Source organism: Acidovorax sp. GW821-FHT10E03, assembly GCF_059415205.1.
On sequence record NZ_JBWKMU010000004.1, the window covers coordinates 334,492 to 351,741 of the forward strand.

Here is a 17,250-nt window from a genome sequence, read left to right on the forward strand (position 1 = left end):
CGGCGGCACCGCCATGGCCCTTCCCCCGCTGCTGGATCCGGACCGCATGGCCATGGTCGCCAAGGGCGTGTCGGCCATCGTGGCATCGTGCAACGCCCAGCTGCAGCCGAGCATCATGCGCGCGGTCGGCTCCCACATCAGCGCGGACGGGCATCAGGTCACCGTCTTCCTGCGCCGCAGCCAGTCGCGGCAACTGCTGCAGGACATTGCCGAGACAGGGCAGATCGCCGTCGTCTTCAGCGAGCCGTCCACGCACCGCACGCTGCAGCTCAAGGCCAGCCGGGCGGTGCAGCGCCCGGCCGCCGCCGCCGACGCGCCGCTGCTGGAGGCGTACCTGCGCTCCATGGAACACGAAGTGGGCCTGGTGGGGTACGGTCCGCGCTACGTGGGCGCGATGCTGGCAGCGCCGCTGGCGGACGTGGTCGCCGTCAGCTTCACGCCGGCCAGGGCCTTCGACCAGACACCGGGGCCGCGCGCGGGCGCCGCGCTGCCCGCGCCGCAGCCATGAGCCAGCCCCTCCTGTCCCTGCACACGATCCGCCCCTGCCTGGAAGGAGCGATACCGGCCGTCATGGCCACCTGCAACGCCGATGGAACCCCCAACGTCGCCTACATCTCGCAGGCGGTGTACGTGGACGAAGGGCATGTCGCCCTGTCGTTCCAGTTCTTCAACAAGACGCGCCAGAACATCCTGCGCAACCCCCGCGCCTCGGTGCTGGTCCTGGACCCGCGCACGGCCAGCTTCTACCGCCTGCACCTCGTCTACCAGCGCACGGAAGCCACGGGCCCGGTGTTCGAGAGCATGCGCGCGCAGCTGGCGGGCATTGCCTCGCACGCGGGAATGGCGGGCGTCTTCGAACTCAAGGGGGCCGACATCTACGCGGTGGACCGCATCGAATCCGTGGCGGGCGAGAGCCTGCCTCCGCCAGCGCCGCGCCCCGGCATGCTGCACGCGCTGCGGGCCTGCAGCGAGCGCATGGCCCGCTGCACCGCGCTCGACGAGCTGCTGCAATGCACCCTGGGCGCATTGCGCGAGCAGCTGGACATCGAGCACGCGATGGTGCTCCTGCTCGACGCGCCTTCCAGCCAGCTCTACACGGTGGCCAGCTGCGGCTACGCAACCTCGGGCGTCGGATCGGAGATCCGCCTCGGCCAGGGGGTGATCGGCGTCGCGGCCCAGGAAGGGACACCCGTGCGCATCAGCCATTTCACCAATGCCGCCCGCTACAGCCACGCCATCCGCGAGAGCCTGGATGCCCATGCCGGCACCGGCAATCCCCAGCCCGCCCGCGGCCTGGACATTCCCTACCCGGGCCTGGCCCAGCCGCACAGCCAGGTGGCGGTGCCCCTGATGTCCGCCGGACGCCCGCTGGGCGTGCTGTTTGCCGAAAGCCCCCAGGACATGCGGTTTGGCTTCGAGGATGAAGACCTGCTGGTGGCCATTGCGGGCCAGCTGGCTGCCGCCATCGACCTGCTGCAGGCAGCGCCCGATGCGACCGAGCCCCTGCCCGCCCCCGCTGTAGCAACGCCAGTGAGCGGCAGCGCGCTGCGGGTGCGCCACTTTGCGGCCAATGACAGCGTGTTCATCAACGACGACTACCTGATCAAGGGCGTGGCAGGAGCCATCATCTGGAAGCTGCTGCGCGACCACCAGCACACCGGGCGCGTGGACTTCACCAACCGCGAACTGCGGCTGGACCCCACCCTGCGCCTGCCCGATGTGGCCGACAACCTGGAGGCCCGCCTGCTGTTGCTGCAGCGCCGCCTGCAGGAGAACTGCCCGCACATCCATATCGAAAAAACAGGGCGCGGGCGTTTTCGGCTGTGCGTGCTGCGCCCCGTGGTGCTGGAAGACGCCTGACGCCTCAGTGCACCAGACCAGGCACCACCGGCAGGCCCAGGCTGCGCATCAGCTTGGTCCACTCGGGCTGCGTGAGGTGCGGCTGCACTTGCGCCAGCACTGCGGCCAGCACGGGGGCGGGCGCATGCTGCTGCATGTCCGACAGCATGGCCGTGCGCTCGGCCGGTGACATGTAGGGCACCATCCAGCGGGCTACCACCATCATTTCGTGCGGCGGGATCGAGGCCACCAGCGCATCGTGCACACCGGCCAGTTCCGCATCGGTGTAGCACTGCCAGAGCACGCGGTTGTGCCCAGTCTCTTCCTCGTGCATGTGCTCGAAGTTGTGTGCCACAAACAGCGCCAGCTGGCGGTACAGGGCCAGGGTGGCCGCAGCCCGTGCGGGCTTGGCACAGGCCATGAGGTGGTTCACCCCGTCTGCCAAGGCCGTGATGGCCTGTTCGTGCTCCACATGCTCACCCGCAATGCTCTGGCTGGAGCCGGGCTGGCGCGCCTCCATGGCGGCGTGCACAAACTGGTTCTCGTGGTGCAGGTGCGCGCGGCACAGGTCCAGCAGCTGCATCACACGGTCGCAGGTGTGGGCGAACTCCAGGTCGTCCTCCACATCCATGCGGCCCAGGCCTAGCAGCGTGTCGGCCATGAAGGCGCGCAGCGCCTTGTGGATGCTGGCGTACATGTCCATGCGGCGGGCGGCGGGCTGGGCTTGGGTCAGTGCGGCAATTTCGCGGGCATCAATCTTCATCTGCTTCTTTCATGGCCTCGTGGGGCCTCTCAACACCCTGCTTCTAGGGGTGCCGGGCCGGGTGCACCATGCACCCGCTTCCATGAAAAGAAGTCTAGAAAAGCGCGGCCGGTTTGCCTGTTAAAAACTCCTTAAGCAGACCTTCTTCGAACCTTAAAAACCGCGTTCAGTGCCGCGAATGTGAATTCCTTCACACCCGCGCACGCAGCAGGTCCACCGCCTTCTCCGCGATCATCACCGTCGGCGCGTTGGTATTGCCGCTCACGATGCGCGGCATGATGGACGCGTCCACCACGCGCAGGCCCGACAGGCCATGCACGCGCAGTTCGGCATCCACCACGTCCATGGGCCCCGTCCCCATGCGGCAGGTTCCCACGGGGTGGTAGATGGTGTCGGCGTACTGGCGGATGAACTGCTCGATCTCCACGTCGGTGCGCGCGTTGGCGGATGCCGCCAGCTCCTTGGCGCCGAACTTCGCCAGCGCAGGCTGCGCGAGGATCTCGCGCGTGCGCTGGAAGCCGCGCACCATGCGCCGCATGTCATCGGGGTCGGCGAGGAACTGCGGGTCCACCAGCGGCAGGGCCATGGGGTCTTTGCTCGCCAGCGTCACCGAGCCCCGGCTGCGCGGCTGCAGCAGGCACACGTGGGCCGAGTAGCCGTGGCCGAACACCGTCTTGCGGCCGTGGTCCACGAGCTTGCCGATCACGAAGTGCAGCTGCAGGTCGGGCACGGGCTCGGACGGATCGCTCTTGATGAAGCCACCGGCCTCGGCGAAGTTGGTGGTCAGCATGCCCGTGCGGCTGCGCCGCCATTCGCGGATGCCGCGCAGGGTCTGCGCCATGCCCGAGAGCGACAGCCCGAACAGGTCCTTGAGCGCGGGCGCATCCATGACCTGCACCACGTCGGGATGGTCGTGCAGGTGCGCGCCCACGCCGGGCAGGCCATGCAGCACCGGGATGCCGTGGCTTTGCAACTGTGCGCCTGGCCCCACGCCGGAGAGCATGAGCAGCTGCGGCGACAGCAGCGCCCCCGCGCTCAGCAGCACCTCGCGCGAGGCCTTCACCTGCCGCAGCGCGCCGCCCTGGCGGTATTCCACGCCCACGGCGCGCCGGCCGTCAAACAGGATGCGGGTGGCCTGCGCGCCGGTGACGACCTGGAGGTTGGGCCGTGCCAGATGCGGCGTGAGGTAGCCCTTGGCGGCGCTGTGGCGCTCGCCGTTCTTGTGCGTGACCTGGTACGGCCCCACGCCCTCCTGCGTGGCACCGTTGAAGTCGGGGTTGTACGGATGCCCGGCCTGCACCCCCGCGTCGGCGAAGTACTGGCTGAAGCGGTTTGGCGCGCGCAGGTCCGCCACGTTGAAGGGGCCGCCCTGGGCATGCCAGGCATCGGCGCCGCGCTCGTTGTTCTCGGCACGCAGGAAGTAGGGTTTCACATCCTCCCAGCCCCAGCCGGGATTGCCCTGGGCGGCCCAATGGTCGTAGTCGGCATGCTGGCCCCGGATATAGACCATGGCGTTGATCGAGCTGGAGCCCCCGAGCACCTTGCCGCGCGGCTGGTAGCCGCTGCGGTGGTTCAGCGCGGCCTGCGGCGTGGTGTTGAAGCCCCAGCCGTTGAGTTCGAACTTGGCCATCACGGCCAGCCCCGCGGGGCAATGGATGAGCACGCTGCTGTCGGCCGGGCCTGCTTCGAGCAGGCAGACCCGCACGGCGGGGTCTTCGGTCAGCCGGCCCGCCAGGACGGAGCCCGCCGAACCGCCGCCAATGACGATGTAATCGAACATGTTGTGTTGCCTCCTGCGCCGTACATGGCGGCGGTGTGGAGGCACGATAACCGAACGGGCGTTCGATTCGCTTTACCATGCTGCCCGTCTGTTTCACTTTGAAGAGAGCTCTCTATATGACGATTCGAACGGTTGGCATCATCGGCGCGGGCACCATGGGCAATGGCATTGCACAGGCCTGCGCGGTCTCGGGCATCGACGTGGTGATGGTCGACATCTCCGATGCCGCGGTGCAAAAAGGCCTGGCCACGGTGTCGGGCAGCCTGGACCGCCTGATCAAGAAGGACAAGATCACGGCGGCCGACAAGGACGCGGCGCTGGCGCGCATCAAGGTCTCCACCAGCTACGACGACCTCAAGGCCGCGCAGCTCGTGATCGAGGCCGCCACCGAGAACTACGAGCTCAAGCTCAAGATCCTCAAGCAGGTGGATGCGCTGGTCGCGCCCGAGGTGCTGATCGCCTCGAACACTTCCTCGATCTCCATCACCAAGCTGGCCGCCGCCACGTCGCGTGCCGACCGCTTCATCGGCATGCACTTCTTCAACCCCGTGCCCATGATGGCGCTGGTGGAGATCATCCGCGGCCTGCAGACCAGCGATGCCACGCACGACGCCGTGAAGGCCCTGGCCGAGGCCCTGGGCAAGAGCCCCATCACCGTGAAGAACGCGCCCGGCTTCGTGGTGAACCGCATCCTGGTGCCGATGATCAACGAGGCCTTCTTCGTGCTGGCCGAGGGCCTGGCCACGCCCGAGGACATCGACGCGGGCATGAAGCTCGGCTGCAACCAGCCCATCGGCCCGCTGGCGCTGGCCGACATGATCGGCCTGGATGTCTGCCTGGCGGTGATGGACGTCTACCTCACCGAGTTCGGCGACAGCAAGTACCGCCCCTGCCCGCTGCTCAAGGAAATGGTGGCCGCCGGCCGCCTGGGCCGCAAGACCGGCCAGGGCGTTTACACCTACTGAGGACCCCAGGCGCGCTGTCCCCCCGGGGACGGCGCGCCCATCGCGTTGGGTTTTCAATCATGGGCAAGGAGACATTTGCGCCCATGACCAGCAGCATCACCCCCACCACGCCCCCGGCCGAAGGCTGCATCGACACCCAGGTGCTCGGCCACATCCTGCTGATCGGCATCAACCGCCCGGCCAAGCGCAATGGCTGGACGCCGCCCATGTTCCGCCAACTGGCCGAGGCCTACACCCGGCTCGACGATGACCCAGAGCTGCGCGTGGGCGTGCTGCATGCCTTTGGCGACCACTTCACCGCCGGGCTGGACCTGCCCGCCGTGAGCGCCTACATGCAGCGCGGCGAAAAAGCCATCCCCGAAGGCCTGGTGGAGCCCCACGACTACGGCCTGCCCGGCTACCGGCGCCGCAGCAAGCCCATGGTGGTGGCGGTCAAGGGCATCTGCTTCACGGTGGGCATCGAACTGATGCTGGGCGCCGACATCGTGGTCGCCGCCGATGACTGCCGTTTCTCGCAGATGGAGGTGCAGCGCGGCATCATGGCCACGGGCGGCGCCACGCTGCGCATGGCCGAACGCGCGGGCACCGGCAATGCGCTGCTGCATTTGCTGACCGCCGACGAGTTCGGAAGCAGCGAGGCGCTGCGCCTGAACTTCGTGCAGAAGGTGGTGCCCGCCGCGCAGGTGCTGGACGAGGCCATCGCCATCGCCCGGCGCATCGAGGCCCAGGCGCCACGGGCCGTGGTGGCCACGCGGCTCAACGTGCTCAAGGCCATCGAGCAGGGGCAGGCCGCCGCGGTGGCCGATTTCATTCCCGTGCAGAAACAGCTGGCCAACAGCGAGGATGCGGCCGAGGGCGTGCGCGCCTTCGTTGAAAAGCGGCCCGCGCGTTTCACCGGGCGTTGACGGCCCGCAGAGGCCGCGGCCAGGCCGGGCCGGGCCTCTTGCGCCTTGATGGCACGCGCGCTGCGCGCGGATAGCACCGCAGGCGAAAGGCCGCCGCGTCCGTCCGCAAAAACCAACCCAGCAACAAAAGATTACACAATTCAATTGCGCACAATTGAATTGCACCGCACAATCCACCCCATGGCACGCAGCAACACTTCCACCACCCCCAGCCCGGCAGCGCTGCGCCTGGACAACCAGGTGTGTTTCGCGCTGTATTCCGCCTCGCTGGCGATGACCAAGCTGTACAAGCCCCTGCTGGAGGCCGTGGGCCTGACCTACCCCCAGTACCTCGTGATGCTGGTGCTGTGGGAGCAGGACGGCGTGACCGTCTCCGACCTCGGCGAGCGCCTGTTCCTCGACTCGGGCACGCTCACCCCGCTGCTCAAGCGCCTGGAGACCTCGGGCCTGATCGCCCGCATCCGCGATGCGCAGGACGAGCGCCGCGTGCGCATCAGCCTCACGGCCCCGGGCCGGGCGCTGCGCGACAAGGCGGAAAGCATTCCGCCCTGCGTGCTCGAAAGCAGCCAGTGCACCCTGCCCGAGCTGACCGCCCTGACCGGCCAGCTCAAGACCTTCCGCGACCGGATCAACCCGCCGCGCTGACCCTTTTCTTTCACCGTTCGTTTCCACCCCCCGTCCGCATCGCGGACATTCATTGACCCACTGCAAAGGAAGACACCATGACGCAACTCGAAAAAGTCCTCTACACCGCCAAGGCCCACGTGACCGGTGGCCGTGACGGCGCCGCCAAGACCGATGACGGCCGCCTGGACGTCAAGCTGTCCTCGCCCGGCACCTCCGGTACCGGCACCAACCCCGAGCAGCTGTTCGCCTCGGGCTACGCAGCCTGCTTCATCGGCGCGATGAAGGCCGTGGGCGGCAAGATCGGCATCCCCGTGCCGCAGGACGTGTCCATCGACGCCGAAGTGGACCTGGGCCCCATCCCGAACGCCTACGGCATCGCCGCGCGCCTGGCCATCAGCCTGCCCGGCCTGGACAAGGCCACGGCCCAGAAGCTGGTGGACGCAGCCCACCAGGTCTGCCCCTACTCCAACGCCACGCGCGGCAACATCGACGTGACCATCACGCTGGTGTAAGCCATGGGCCGGCTGCTGCTTCCCCGCATCGCGGTGGCCCTCGTGGCCATCGAGCATGTGTACATCCTGGTGCTGGAGATGTTCTTCTGGAACAAGCCCCTGGGCCTGAAGACCTTCAACCTGACCCAGGAGCTGGCCGATGCCACCGTGACGCTGGCGGCCAACCAGGGGCTGTACAACGGCTTCCTGGCCGCCGGGCTGTTCTGGGGGCTGTTCACCGGCAACCGGCTGTTCAAGATCTTCTTCCTGGGCTGCGTGATCGTGGCCGGGGTCTTCGGCGCCGCCACCGCCGTGCCCAAGATCTTCTTCACCCAGGCGCTGCCGGCCATCATCGCCCTGGCCCTGGTGCTGGCCCTGGACAAGCCCGCGCGCCAGCGCAGCCTGTAGTAGCTACAAAAATCATAGCTTCCAGCGCTTGTCTGCCAAGCACTGGAAGCTATCTTTACATGCGGCATGGCGCTCCCCGGCGCCCGGCCCGCGCGCTGCAAGCTGGCATTCAGCCACGCGCGCGATGATGGTGCCCAATACTCGCGCCATGAAGACCGCCCTCCTCTCCGACATCCACGCCAACCGCCAGGCCCTGGACGCCTGCCTGCAGCATGCCCGCGCGCAGGGCGCCCAGCGATTCGCCCTGCTGGGCGACCTCGTGGGCTACGGCGGCGACCCCGTGGCCGTGGCAGACCAGGCCATGGCGCTCGCGCAGAACGGCGCGCTGTGCGTGCTGGGCAACCACGACGCCATGGCGCTCGCGCCGCCCGCGACGCCCCGCAACCGCGCAGAGCTGGGCGCGCGGTGGACACACGACCGCCTCGCGTCGCGGCACCACGCCTTCCTGCAGGCCTTGCCGCTGACCGCGCGGCTGGGCGGCAACGCCCTGCTCGTGCACGCCAGCGCCGACGCACCTGCCCAGTGGCGCTACGTGGACGACTCCAACGCGGCCGAGCGCTGCATGATGGCGGCGCAGGCCATCGACCCCGCCATCCGCTATGTGTTCTGCGGCCATGTGCACGAGCAGGTGCTGTACTTCCTCACGCCCACCGCCAAGCTCATGCGCTTTGCGCCCGAGCCCGGCGTGCCCGTGCCCGTGCCGCCACACCGCCAGTGGCTCGCCATCGTGGGCTCCGTGGGCCAGCCGCGCGACGGCGACGCACGCGCCATGTACGCGCTGTTCGACGACGCGGCGGCGCAGATCACCTTCCACCGGGTGCCGTACGACCACCTGGCCGCCGCGGCCGCCATCCGCGCGGCGGGCCTGCCCGGCTTCTATGCGGACCGCCTGGAAAAAGGCCAGTAGGGATGAAACACCCCCCTGAGCGGCTGCGCCGCTTCTCCCGCCCCCGCATCGCTGGGGGATGCGGGCAGGGGGACGGCGCCAGCGCGGCACGCGGCGCAAGGGAAAATCAACATGAAACTGCTTGAGCCCGGCACCGAGATCGACGGCTTTCGCGTGGTCGAATGCATCCACGCGGGCGGCATGGCGCATATCTATGCCGTGGAGTACGCGCAGGCAGGCCGCAGCCCCGGCTTTCCGATGGCGATGAAGATCCCGCGCATGACCGCAGGCGACGGCGCGGAGAACATCGTGGGCTTCGAGGTCGAACTGCAGATCCTTCCGGTCCTCACCGGCCCCCACGTGCCGCGCTTCGTCGCCGCCGGCGACCTGGTGCGCCTGCCCTACCTCGTCATGGAATACGTGCCGGGCCAGACGCTGCAGCACTGGCTGGACGGCGCCGCCGGTCCGGGCATGGCGCCCACCCCGCCAGAGACCATTGCGCGGCTGGGCGCGGCCATTGCCCACGCCGCGCACAGCCTGCACCAGCAGAACGTCTGCCACCTCGACCTCAAGCCGGCCAACGTGCTCATCAAGAGCGACGGCGACGCCGTGCTGCTGGACTTCGGGCTCTCGTGCCACGCGCACTACCCCGACCTGCTGGCCGAGGAAATGCGCCAGGCCGTGGGTTCGCCCACCTGGATCGCCCCCGAACAGGTGGTGGGCGTGCGCGGCGACCCGCGCAGCGACATCTTCGCCATCGGCGTGATGCTGTACGAGCTGGCCACCGGCGAGCTGCCCTTTGGCTCGCCCACCACGCAGGGCGGCCTGCGCCAGCGGCTGTGGATGACGCCCGCGCCCCCCCGCAAGCACCGCGCCGACATCCCGCCCTGGCTGCAGGAAGCCATCCTGCGCTGCCTGGAGCCCGAGGCCGCCAGCCGCTACCCCTCGGCCGCCCACCTGGCGTTCGACCTGACCCACCCGGCGCAGGTGCCCATCACCGCGCGCGGCCAGCGCACGCAGGGCACGCCGCTCACCACGCACCTGCGCCGCTGGGTGCGCGCGGCGGGCATGCACTACCAGCCCAGCCCCCTGCCCGCGCAGCAGATCGAGGAGACTCCCATCCTCATGGTGGCCGTGCCACATGCCGACGTGAGCGATGCCACGCTGTATTCGCTGCGCCAAGCGGTCGCGCGCTCGCTGGGCATCCGGCCCGGCGCGCGCCTGGCCTGCGTGACGGTGATCTCGCCCTCGGCCAGCAGCACGAGCGACAGCGAACGCAGCGAGACCACGCTGCACCGCCAGCACATGGCGCGCCTGCGGCAATGGGCGCAGGGGCTGGACCTGTCGGGCCACCACGCGAGCTACCACGTGCTGGAAGCCAGCGACGTGGCCCAGGCGCTGGTGCGCTACGCCGCCAGCAACCACGTGAGCATGATGATCCTGGGCGCGGCCACCCACGGCCTGCACACCCAGCGCTTCATCGCGACGGTGCCCATGCGCGTGGCGCGCGACGCGCCCTGCACCGTCATCCTGGTCAAGCAGTCGCTTCCGTTCGAGCAGCTGGCGCACCCCCTGGGCGGCTGAGCGGCCGGGCCGCGCTGTCGCGCAGGCGGCGCGGGCATCTTGAGCCGGTGGGGGGTTTCGTTTAGCGTCGCGGCATGAGCACCACCACCACCCTCCTCGTGCGCCAGAACCAGCTGGCCACCACCCGCCTGTGGGCCGCCGAAGAACCCGCACTCGCCGGGGGCCAGGTCCGCGTGCGGGTCGAACAGTTCGCCCTCACGTCCAACAACATCACCTATGCGGCGCTGGGGAACATGCTCAACTACTGGCAGTTCTTCCCCACCAGCGAGCCCGGCTGGGGCATCGTGCCCGTGTGGGGGTTTGGCACGGTGACCGAGTCATCGCACCCCGACGTGGCGGTGGGCGAGCGGCTGTACGGCTACTGGCCCATGGGCACCCAGGCGGTGCTCTCGCCCCAGCGCGCCAACGCGGCCGGCTTCAGCGACGGTGCCCCCCACCGCGCGGGCCTGCACGCCGTCTACAACCACTACCTGCGCACCCGCACCGACCCGCTGTACCGCGCCGACAACGAGGACGTGCAGGCGCTGCTGCGGCCGCTGTTCATCACCTCGTGGCTCATCGACGACTTTCTGGCAGACCAGCAGTTCTTCGGCGCCAGGCGCATGCTGCTGTCCAGCGCGTCGAGCAAAACGGCCTACGGCACCGCGTTCCAGCTGGCGCAACGGGGCGGCATCGAGGTCGTGGGGCTGACGTCGCCGGGCAATGTGGCCTTCTGCGAAAGCCTGGGCTGCTACGACCGCGTGGTCACCTACGACGCGCTGGAATCGCAGCTCGACGGCGCCACGCCCAGCGTGTACATCGACTTCGCGGGCAGCGTGGGCCTGCGCCAGCGCATCCACGCCCACTTCACGGGCCTGGCCTACAGCTGCTCGGTGGGTGCAAGTCATGTGGGCGATCTGGGCGGTGCCGGCCAGCTGCCCGGCCCGCGCCCGGTGATGTTCTTTGCGCCCGCCCAGGTCAAGAAGCGCCACGCCGACTGGGGTGCACAGGGCCTCAACGACCGCCTGGTGGCGGCCTGGAACCAGTTCAGCGCCGCCGTACAGACCGCCTCCAACCCCTGGCTGGTGGTGCACAACCATGAGGGGCCCGAGGCCACGCAGGCGCTGTTTGCCGCCGTGCTGGCCGGCAGCGGCGACCCGCGCGCCGGGCACATCGCCACCATGCTGCCCCGCTGACACGCAACGCGCGGGACATGCCGGGGCGGGCGGCGACAATGGGGCATGACCCCATTGCCTCCCGACACCGCGCCCGACACCCGCCCCCCCGCCGACCAGCACCCCTACGCCCGCCTCACCCCCGACCAGGTGCTGGACGCGCTGGCCGGCGTGGGCCTGTATGGCGATGGGCGCCTCATGGCCCTGTCGTCGTACGAAAACCGGGTGTACCAGGTCACCCTGGAGGATGGCGAGCGCGTGGTGGCCAAGTTCTACCGCCCTGGCCGCTGGAGCGAGGCGCAGATCCTGGAAGAGCACGCCTTTGCCGCCGAGCTGATGGCCGCCGAGGTGCCCGCCGTGGGGCCCCTGGTGCTGAACGGCAGCACCTTGCACCAGCACGACGGGTTTGCGTTTTCGGTCAGCCCCTGGCGCGGCGGCCGCCAGCCCGAGCTGGATGACTTCGAGGTGCTCGAATGGATCGGCCGCTTTCTCGCCCGCATCCATACCGTGGGCGCGGCCCGGCCGTTTGTGCACCGCCCGCTGCTGGACGTGCAGACCTTTGGCACGGCGTCGTACGACTGGCTGCTTGCCCGGGAAATCATCCCGCTCGACATGCAGGCCCAGTGGAAGGCCCAGTGCGAAAAAGCTCTTGAATTGATAGCTGCCAGCGCTTATCCATCAAGCGCTGGAGCTCCATTTAGCTTGAAAGATGCCACCCCCATCCGCCTGCACGGCGACTGCCACCCCGGCAACATCCTCTGGACGCCGCTGGACGAATGGGGCCGGGGCGGCCCGCACTTCGTGGACCTGGACGACGCCCGCATGGGCCCGGCCGTGCAGGATCTGTGGATGCTGCTGTCGGGCGACCGGCGCCAGCGCACCCACCAGCTCGGCGCCCTGATCGACGGCTACGAGCAGTTCCGCGGCTTCGACCGCCGCGAGCTGGCGCTCATCGAGCCGCTGCGCACGCTGCGCCTGATCCACTACAGCGCCTGGCTCGCGCGCCGCTGGCAGGACCCGATCTTCCCGGTCAACTTCCCGTGGTTCGGCACCAGCGACTACTGGCGCGGGCAGGTGGACATGCTGATCGAGCAGATCGAGGCCATGCAGGAAGAGCCCCTGTCCGCCTGAGGCAGCCCCGCGGCCTGCGTGCCGCGCCACGGGGTTCGCGCCGCGGGTGCCGGCGATGCCCTTGGCGCCTCTTCATTGCAAACGATTGTCAACCCGTGTGCACGCGGGTGCGATGTCGCGCACCATCAGAAAAACGACCTTCAAGAAGGGCATTTTTCTGACTTGCGAAGGGCCTTCAGGCCCGAAGACTCACACCACCATGCGCATTGCCGTCCTCAACGACGACCCCCTCCTGCCCGACATGATCAAGGGTGCCCTCGAGCGCCTCCACCACGTGTGCCACTTCTATGCCAGCGGCGCGAGCCTGCTCAAGGACGTGCGCCACGAGACCTTCGATCTGCTGATCGCAGACTGGCATCTTCCCGACATGAACGGGATCGAGGTCATACAGCGCATGCGCGAGATGATCGGGCACCAGCTTCCCATCCTGCTGGTCACCCGGCGCAACGAGGAGCGCGACGTGATCGAGGCCCTCAACCGGGGCGCCGACGACTTCATGACCAAGCCGGTGCGCATGGGCGAGCTGGTGGCACGCGTCTCGGCCCTGCTGCGGCGGGCCTACCCGCAGACCATGGGCGAGGCGCTGGTCTTCGGCCCCTACCGCTTCGACGCGGAGCGGCGGCTGCTGACCCTGCACGGCGCTCCGCTGGCGCTGAAGAACCGCGAGTACGAACTGGCCCTGTTCATGTTCCGCAACGCGGGGCGGCTGCTGTCCCGCGCGCACCTGCGCGAAGTCGTGTGGGGCGAAATCAGCGAGGCGGCTTCGCGCTCGCTCGACACCCATGTATCGCGCCTGCGCGCCAAGCTGCAGCTGACCCCGGGCAACGGCTACACGATCACTGCGATCTACGGCATGGGCTACCGGCTGGACGCCGCGGATTCGCGCGGCTAGACGGCCCCCGCGCCCTCCCCCGCCAGCGTGCGGGCCGGCCCACGCGGCGCACACGCAGCCCGCGGCACACACCCGGCGGACCTCCCGCACCCCACACGCATCCCGGAATGAAAAAAGGCCAGCACGCAGGCAGCGTGCTGGCCTTGGACCGGGCCGCGAGCAGCAGGCTATCCCGGCGCGATCACCGCGATAGCCGCTGCCACGCGCGCACTACCGGCGGCGACCCACGGCAGGGTGCTGCCAGGCCATCAGCCCCAGCAGGACTGCCAGCAGGATCAGGCCCCACTCGGACAGCGTGGGGATGCTGCTGGTGGTGTTGGACACCGTGGTCGTGGCGCTGGCCGTGTTGTTGGGCGGGTTGGTATCGCCCGGCGCATCCACGGTGGCGGAGTTCACCAGCGGACGTGCGCCGCTGTAGGGGGACGACAGCATGGTGCTGATCGTGAAGGTGCGCGAAGCCCCTACCGCCAGTGCGCCGACCGCACAGCGCACGGTGCCCGAGGCATTGACGCACCCGGCAGCGGAGACGAAGTTGACACCCGCCGGCAGCACATCCACCACCTGCGCGCCATCGCTGGCCAGCGGGCCGTTGTTGGTCACCACCAGCGTGTAGTCCAGCGCCGCGCCCGGTGCGATCGGGCCCGCGGGCGCCGTCTTGGTCAGGGCCAGGTCCGTGGCCACGGTGAAGCGGCGCGCGGTCGTGTCATGCGTCACCACGTTGTTGGCCAGCGTGGTCTCGGTTTCCTCCACCACCACGCTCGCCTGGTTGAACGCGGTGCCGCTCGTGGCCCCCGCGACGGTGAGGGTTTCAGCGCGCATCACGTAGGTGATGGTGGCGCTCTGGCCGCTGCTGAGCCCTGGGAAGGAGCAGATCAGCGTGCCGCTGGTCGCACCCACCGCGGGCTCGGTGCAGGAGCCGCCCGCATTCACCGTGAGCGAGCCCCGGTAGCTGAAGGTGGCCGTCGGCGAGGAGCCCGGCGCGGGGAACACGTCGGTCATCACCACGTTGGTGCCGAAGGACGGGCCGCTGTTGTTCACCGTGATCGTGTACGTCGTCGACTGCCCCAGGTCCACCGGGTCGGAGCTGTCCACCTTGTTCACCAGGATGTCCAGCTGCGGCGCCGTGACGGGCGTCGTGGTGGTGGCGCTGTTGTTGGCCAGGCTCGACTCGGTGGTGGCGGTGGTCGCGGCGACGCTGTTGACCACGCTGCTGCCTGCCGCGTTGCCCAGGGGACGCATGCGGTAGTTCACCGTCTGCTGCACGCCGGCATTGATGCTGGCCCAGTTGCAGGTGAGCGTTCCGCCCACCGTGCCTGCCGCGATGGGGACGCAGCTGCCGCCCCCGCTCACGCTCACCACGTCGATAAAGGCGGCATTGGACGGCAGGGTGTCCACCATCTGCACGGTCTGTGCCGTGGAAGGCCCCGTGTTGCCGATGGTCGCCACGAAGGTGATGGGCGCACCGGCCGCGACCGTGGAGGGCGTGGCCGTCTTGGCGGCGGTCACGTCCACGATGGCCGTGACCTGGCTGGTCACGCTGCCGCTGTTGTTGGTCTGGTTGGGGTCGCCCACGTCGGCGGAACGCACGGTGGCGGTGTTGGTGCGCGGGCCGGTGACGGCAATGCTGGGGCGCACCACCACGGTCACCGTGGCCTGCGCGCCGGAGTTCAGCGTGCCCAGGTTGCAGCTCAGGTTCTGCGGGGTGCCGTTGGTGACGCCGTTGGGCGTGCAGCTGCCCTGCGAGGCCACGGCGGACTGGAAGCCGCCGGTGGTCACCAGGCTGGCCAGCGTGTCCGACACGATGACATTGCTGGCGGCCGCCGGGCCGACGTTGTCGACCGTGATGACGTAGGTCAGGTTCTGGCCCGCGACCACGGGGTCCGGCGCTGCGGTCTTGGACACGACGCGCAGGTCGGCCTGGGTGGCGGTGGCGGTGACGCCCACGCCCACGCAGTTGTTCGTCCCGTTGCTGTCCACTCGCGCACCTCCCCCCAGCGCCACACAGGCATTGTTGGTGACGGTACCCGCGCTGGCCAGCACGGCGGACACCGTGACGGCAGGCGCATTGGAGTTCGCGTTCAGGCCCGTGGAGCGGGTGCAGTTCCAGGCTGCCACGCCGTTGCCGACAAAGGGCAGTGCATCGCAGGTCCAGCCCGTGGCGCTGACAAGGCTGTTGAGCGTCACACCGGCAGGCACCACGTCGGAGATGGTGATCGCCTGGCCGTTGGGTACCGCCAAGGGGCCGGTGTTGCGCGCCGTCAGCGTGTAGTTGAACGCCTGGCCCGGCACTACCGGGTTGATGCTGGCCGTCTTGGTCAGCTGCATGTCCGCATCGTTGCTGGCCGTCACGTTGACCGAGGCCGAGTTGTTCGCGGGCACCGGGTCGGCCAGCGGCGTGCTGACGGCGGCCGTGTTGCCCAGCGTGCCCGCGCTGTCGGCCGTGGCGGTCACGGTGATGACGGGCATGTTGGTGAAGTTGGCACCGGTGTACTCCGTGCGCGTGCAGGTGATCGTGGCGTCACAGGTCCAGCCCGTGCCCACGGCGGACACGAAGGTGAGCCCCGCGCCCAGCGTATCGGTCACCGTGACGGGTCGGCCCACCAGCGACTCCCCGCCATTGAGGCGCGGCGTGAGCGTGTACACCACGTTGGTGCCCTGGGCCACATTGGAGCTGGCGGCGCTCTTGGTGATGGCCACATCGGCACCGGAGGCGGAAGTCACGTCGGCGGAGGTGGTGTTGTTGGAGGTGTTGCCGTCCGGCATGGCCGAGTTGTCGGGCTTGAGGCCGTCGATGGCGAATGCGGCGGTCACCGTGCCGTTGACGTTGGACACGGCGGGGACCGTCAGCACGGCGGCGGACGCTCCGTTGGCGAGCGTGCCCGCGCGGGTGCAGGTCACCGTGCCGCTGTTCAGCGGGTAACCGCCCGAGGCCGTGCACGACCAGCCCGTGCCCGTGGGCGTCGACGTGATCGAGGCGCCGGCCGGCACGGTGAAGCTGATGCGCTGGCTCCCATCGGCCACATTCGGGCCGTTGTTCGCAGCCTGCAGCGCATAGCTGTAGGCCTGCCCGGCCACCACGTTGGCCGTGGAAGGCGTGGCCACGAGCGCCAGGTCGGCCGCCTGCGTGGCGGTGGTGTCCTGCACGCTGTTGACGTTGTTGCTGGTGTTGGGATCGGACGTGGCGCTGGAGGCCGTGGCGGTGTTGGTCCACACGCCCGCGGAAGGCAGCCGCACGCGGATCGTCACGGTCTGGTTGGTGTTGAACGCGATGTTGCCCACGGCGCAGTTGACGGTGCCGCCGGCCTCGCTGCACGAGCCCGCCGTGGTGTTCACGTCGATGAACGTGGAGCCCGCGGGAAGGGTGTCCACCAGCGTGACGCCGGTGGCGCCGTTCGGGCCGTTGTTGTCGATGCGCAGCGTGTACGTGAAGATGCCTCCGGCGGGCCCCGGGTCCGGGGAATCCGCATGGTTCACCACCAGGTCGGCGGACTGCGCCAGGGCGGCCCCGGCAAACAACCCGCTGGCCAGCAAGAGCCAGCGGAAGCGGCGCACGGCGCGCTGCGCGGGCGCAGCCGCAGGAACCTCGCGTGCCTGCGCGGTGGCATCGCTGGCAGGCTGCATGGACCCGCTGGATGTCTGCGCGCGCCAGGGAGCGCGGCCGCTCGTCCATAGTCGCGTCAATCGATAGGGCATTGAATTCTCCTGAAGTGGATGGCTCGAACTTCCGGCCACGCCGCGACCTCACCAGGCCCCTCAGGGCTGGCAAAAAATGCGAGGGAGTGCGTGAACGCGCCTGGGCCGCCATGGGCAAAGGCAGGGCCTGAA

The 17,250-nt window shown here is 69.1% G+C and carries 15 protein-coding genes; 12 read left to right on the top strand and 3 right to left on the bottom strand.

What is annotated here, in order from left to right; genetic code table 11:
- Nucleotides 1–13: 13 nt before the first annotated feature.
- Both AC07OD_RS09585 and AC07OD_RS09590 read left to right on the top strand, forming a co-directional pair.
- On the top strand, nt 14–508 hold the full coding sequence (locus AC07OD_RS09585; protein WP_218340577.1) for a hypothetical protein: 495 nt from the start codon (nt 14–16) through the stop codon (nt 506–508).
- Nucleotides 505–1,860: a GAF domain-containing protein gene (locus AC07OD_RS09590; protein ID WP_494596329.1), complete on the top strand. Its 1,356-nt coding sequence runs from the start codon at nt 505–507 to the stop codon at nt 1,858–1,860. Before AC07OD_RS09585 ends, AC07OD_RS09590 begins: the two co-directional genes overlap by 4 nt.
- A gap of 4 nt (nt 1,861–1,864) precedes the next feature.
- Here the strand turns inward: AC07OD_RS09590 and AC07OD_RS09595 are convergent, their stop codons facing one another.
- Together AC07OD_RS09595 and AC07OD_RS09600 are read right to left on the bottom strand one after the other, a co-directional pair.
- A complete protein-coding gene (locus AC07OD_RS09595; RefSeq protein WP_494596331.1) occupies nt 1,865–2,602 on the bottom strand; it encodes a hemerythrin domain-containing protein in 738 nt (245 codons plus the stop codon).
- 190 nt (nt 2,603–2,792) lie between these two features.
- Complete coding sequence (locus AC07OD_RS09600) at nt 2,793–4,382, bottom strand: GMC family oxidoreductase (RefSeq protein WP_494596333.1); 1,590 nt, start codon at nt 4,380–4,382, stop codon at nt 2,793–2,795.
- Nucleotides 4,383–4,498: 116 nt separating this feature from the next.
- Here AC07OD_RS09600 and AC07OD_RS09605 point away from each other — a divergent pair, with 116 nt between their 5' ends.
- The 10 genes from AC07OD_RS09605 (at nt 4,499) to AC07OD_RS09650 (ending at nt 13,425) form a co-directional block, all read left to right on the top strand.
- The gene (locus AC07OD_RS09605) at nt 4,499–5,347 is read left to right on the top strand and encodes a 3-hydroxybutyryl-CoA dehydrogenase (RefSeq protein WP_218293079.1); all 849 of its coding nucleotides are present in this window, start codon (nt 4,499–4,501) and stop codon (nt 5,345–5,347) included.
- 83 nt (nt 5,348–5,430) lie between these two features.
- Entirely contained in the window at nt 5,431–6,252 is an 822-nt protein-coding gene (locus AC07OD_RS09610) for a crotonase/enoyl-CoA hydratase family protein (RefSeq protein WP_218293078.1), read from the top strand.
- A gap of 180 nt (nt 6,253–6,432) precedes the next feature.
- On the top strand, nt 6,433–6,897 hold the full coding sequence (locus tag AC07OD_RS09615) for a MarR family winged helix-turn-helix transcriptional regulator (protein WP_218293077.1): 465 nt from the start codon (nt 6,433–6,435) through the stop codon (nt 6,895–6,897).
- 77 nt (nt 6,898–6,974) lie between these two features.
- Nucleotides 6,975–7,391: an organic hydroperoxide resistance protein gene (locus tag AC07OD_RS09620; protein WP_218293076.1), complete on the top strand. Its 417-nt coding sequence runs from the start codon at nt 6,975–6,977 to the stop codon at nt 7,389–7,391.
- A 3-nt stretch (nt 7,392–7,394) separates the two neighbouring features.
- Complete coding sequence (locus AC07OD_RS09625; protein WP_369641293.1) at nt 7,395–7,778, top strand: DUF1304 domain-containing protein; 384 nt, start codon at nt 7,395–7,397, stop codon at nt 7,776–7,778.
- 148 nt (nt 7,779–7,926) lie between these two features.
- On the top strand, nt 7,927–8,685 hold the full coding sequence (locus AC07OD_RS09630; protein WP_218293074.1) for a metallophosphoesterase family protein: 759 nt from the start codon (nt 7,927–7,929) through the stop codon (nt 8,683–8,685).
- A 111-nt stretch (nt 8,686–8,796) separates the two neighbouring features.
- Complete coding sequence (locus tag AC07OD_RS09635) at nt 8,797–10,248, top strand: protein kinase domain-containing protein (RefSeq protein WP_492246310.1); 1,452 nt, start codon at nt 8,797–8,799, stop codon at nt 10,246–10,248.
- Between the two features lie 74 nt (nt 10,249–10,322).
- On the top strand, nt 10,323–11,423 hold the full coding sequence (locus tag AC07OD_RS09640) for a DUF2855 family protein (protein ID WP_494596338.1): 1,101 nt from the start codon (nt 10,323–10,325) through the stop codon (nt 11,421–11,423).
- 45 nt (nt 11,424–11,468) lie between these two features.
- Nucleotides 11,469–12,533 carry a serine/threonine protein kinase gene (locus tag AC07OD_RS09645; RefSeq protein ID WP_218293071.1) on the top strand — a complete coding sequence of 355 codons (1,065 nt, stop codon included), beginning with the start codon at nt 11,469–11,471 and terminating at the stop codon, nt 12,531–12,533.
- Nucleotides 12,534–12,732: 199 nt separating this feature from the next.
- Nucleotides 12,733–13,425, top strand: a complete 693-nt coding sequence (locus AC07OD_RS09650; protein ID WP_218293070.1) for a response regulator transcription factor — start codon at nt 12,733–12,735, stop codon at nt 13,423–13,425.
- 210 nt (nt 13,426–13,635) lie between these two features.
- Here AC07OD_RS09650 and AC07OD_RS09655 read toward each other — a convergent pair whose 3' ends face one another.
- Nucleotides 13,636–17,118 carry an IPTL-CTERM sorting domain-containing protein gene (locus AC07OD_RS09655; protein WP_494596341.1) on the bottom strand — a complete coding sequence of 1,161 codons (3,483 nt, stop codon included), beginning with the start codon at nt 17,116–17,118 and terminating at the stop codon, nt 13,636–13,638.
- Nucleotides 17,119–17,250 lie beyond the last annotated feature (132 nt).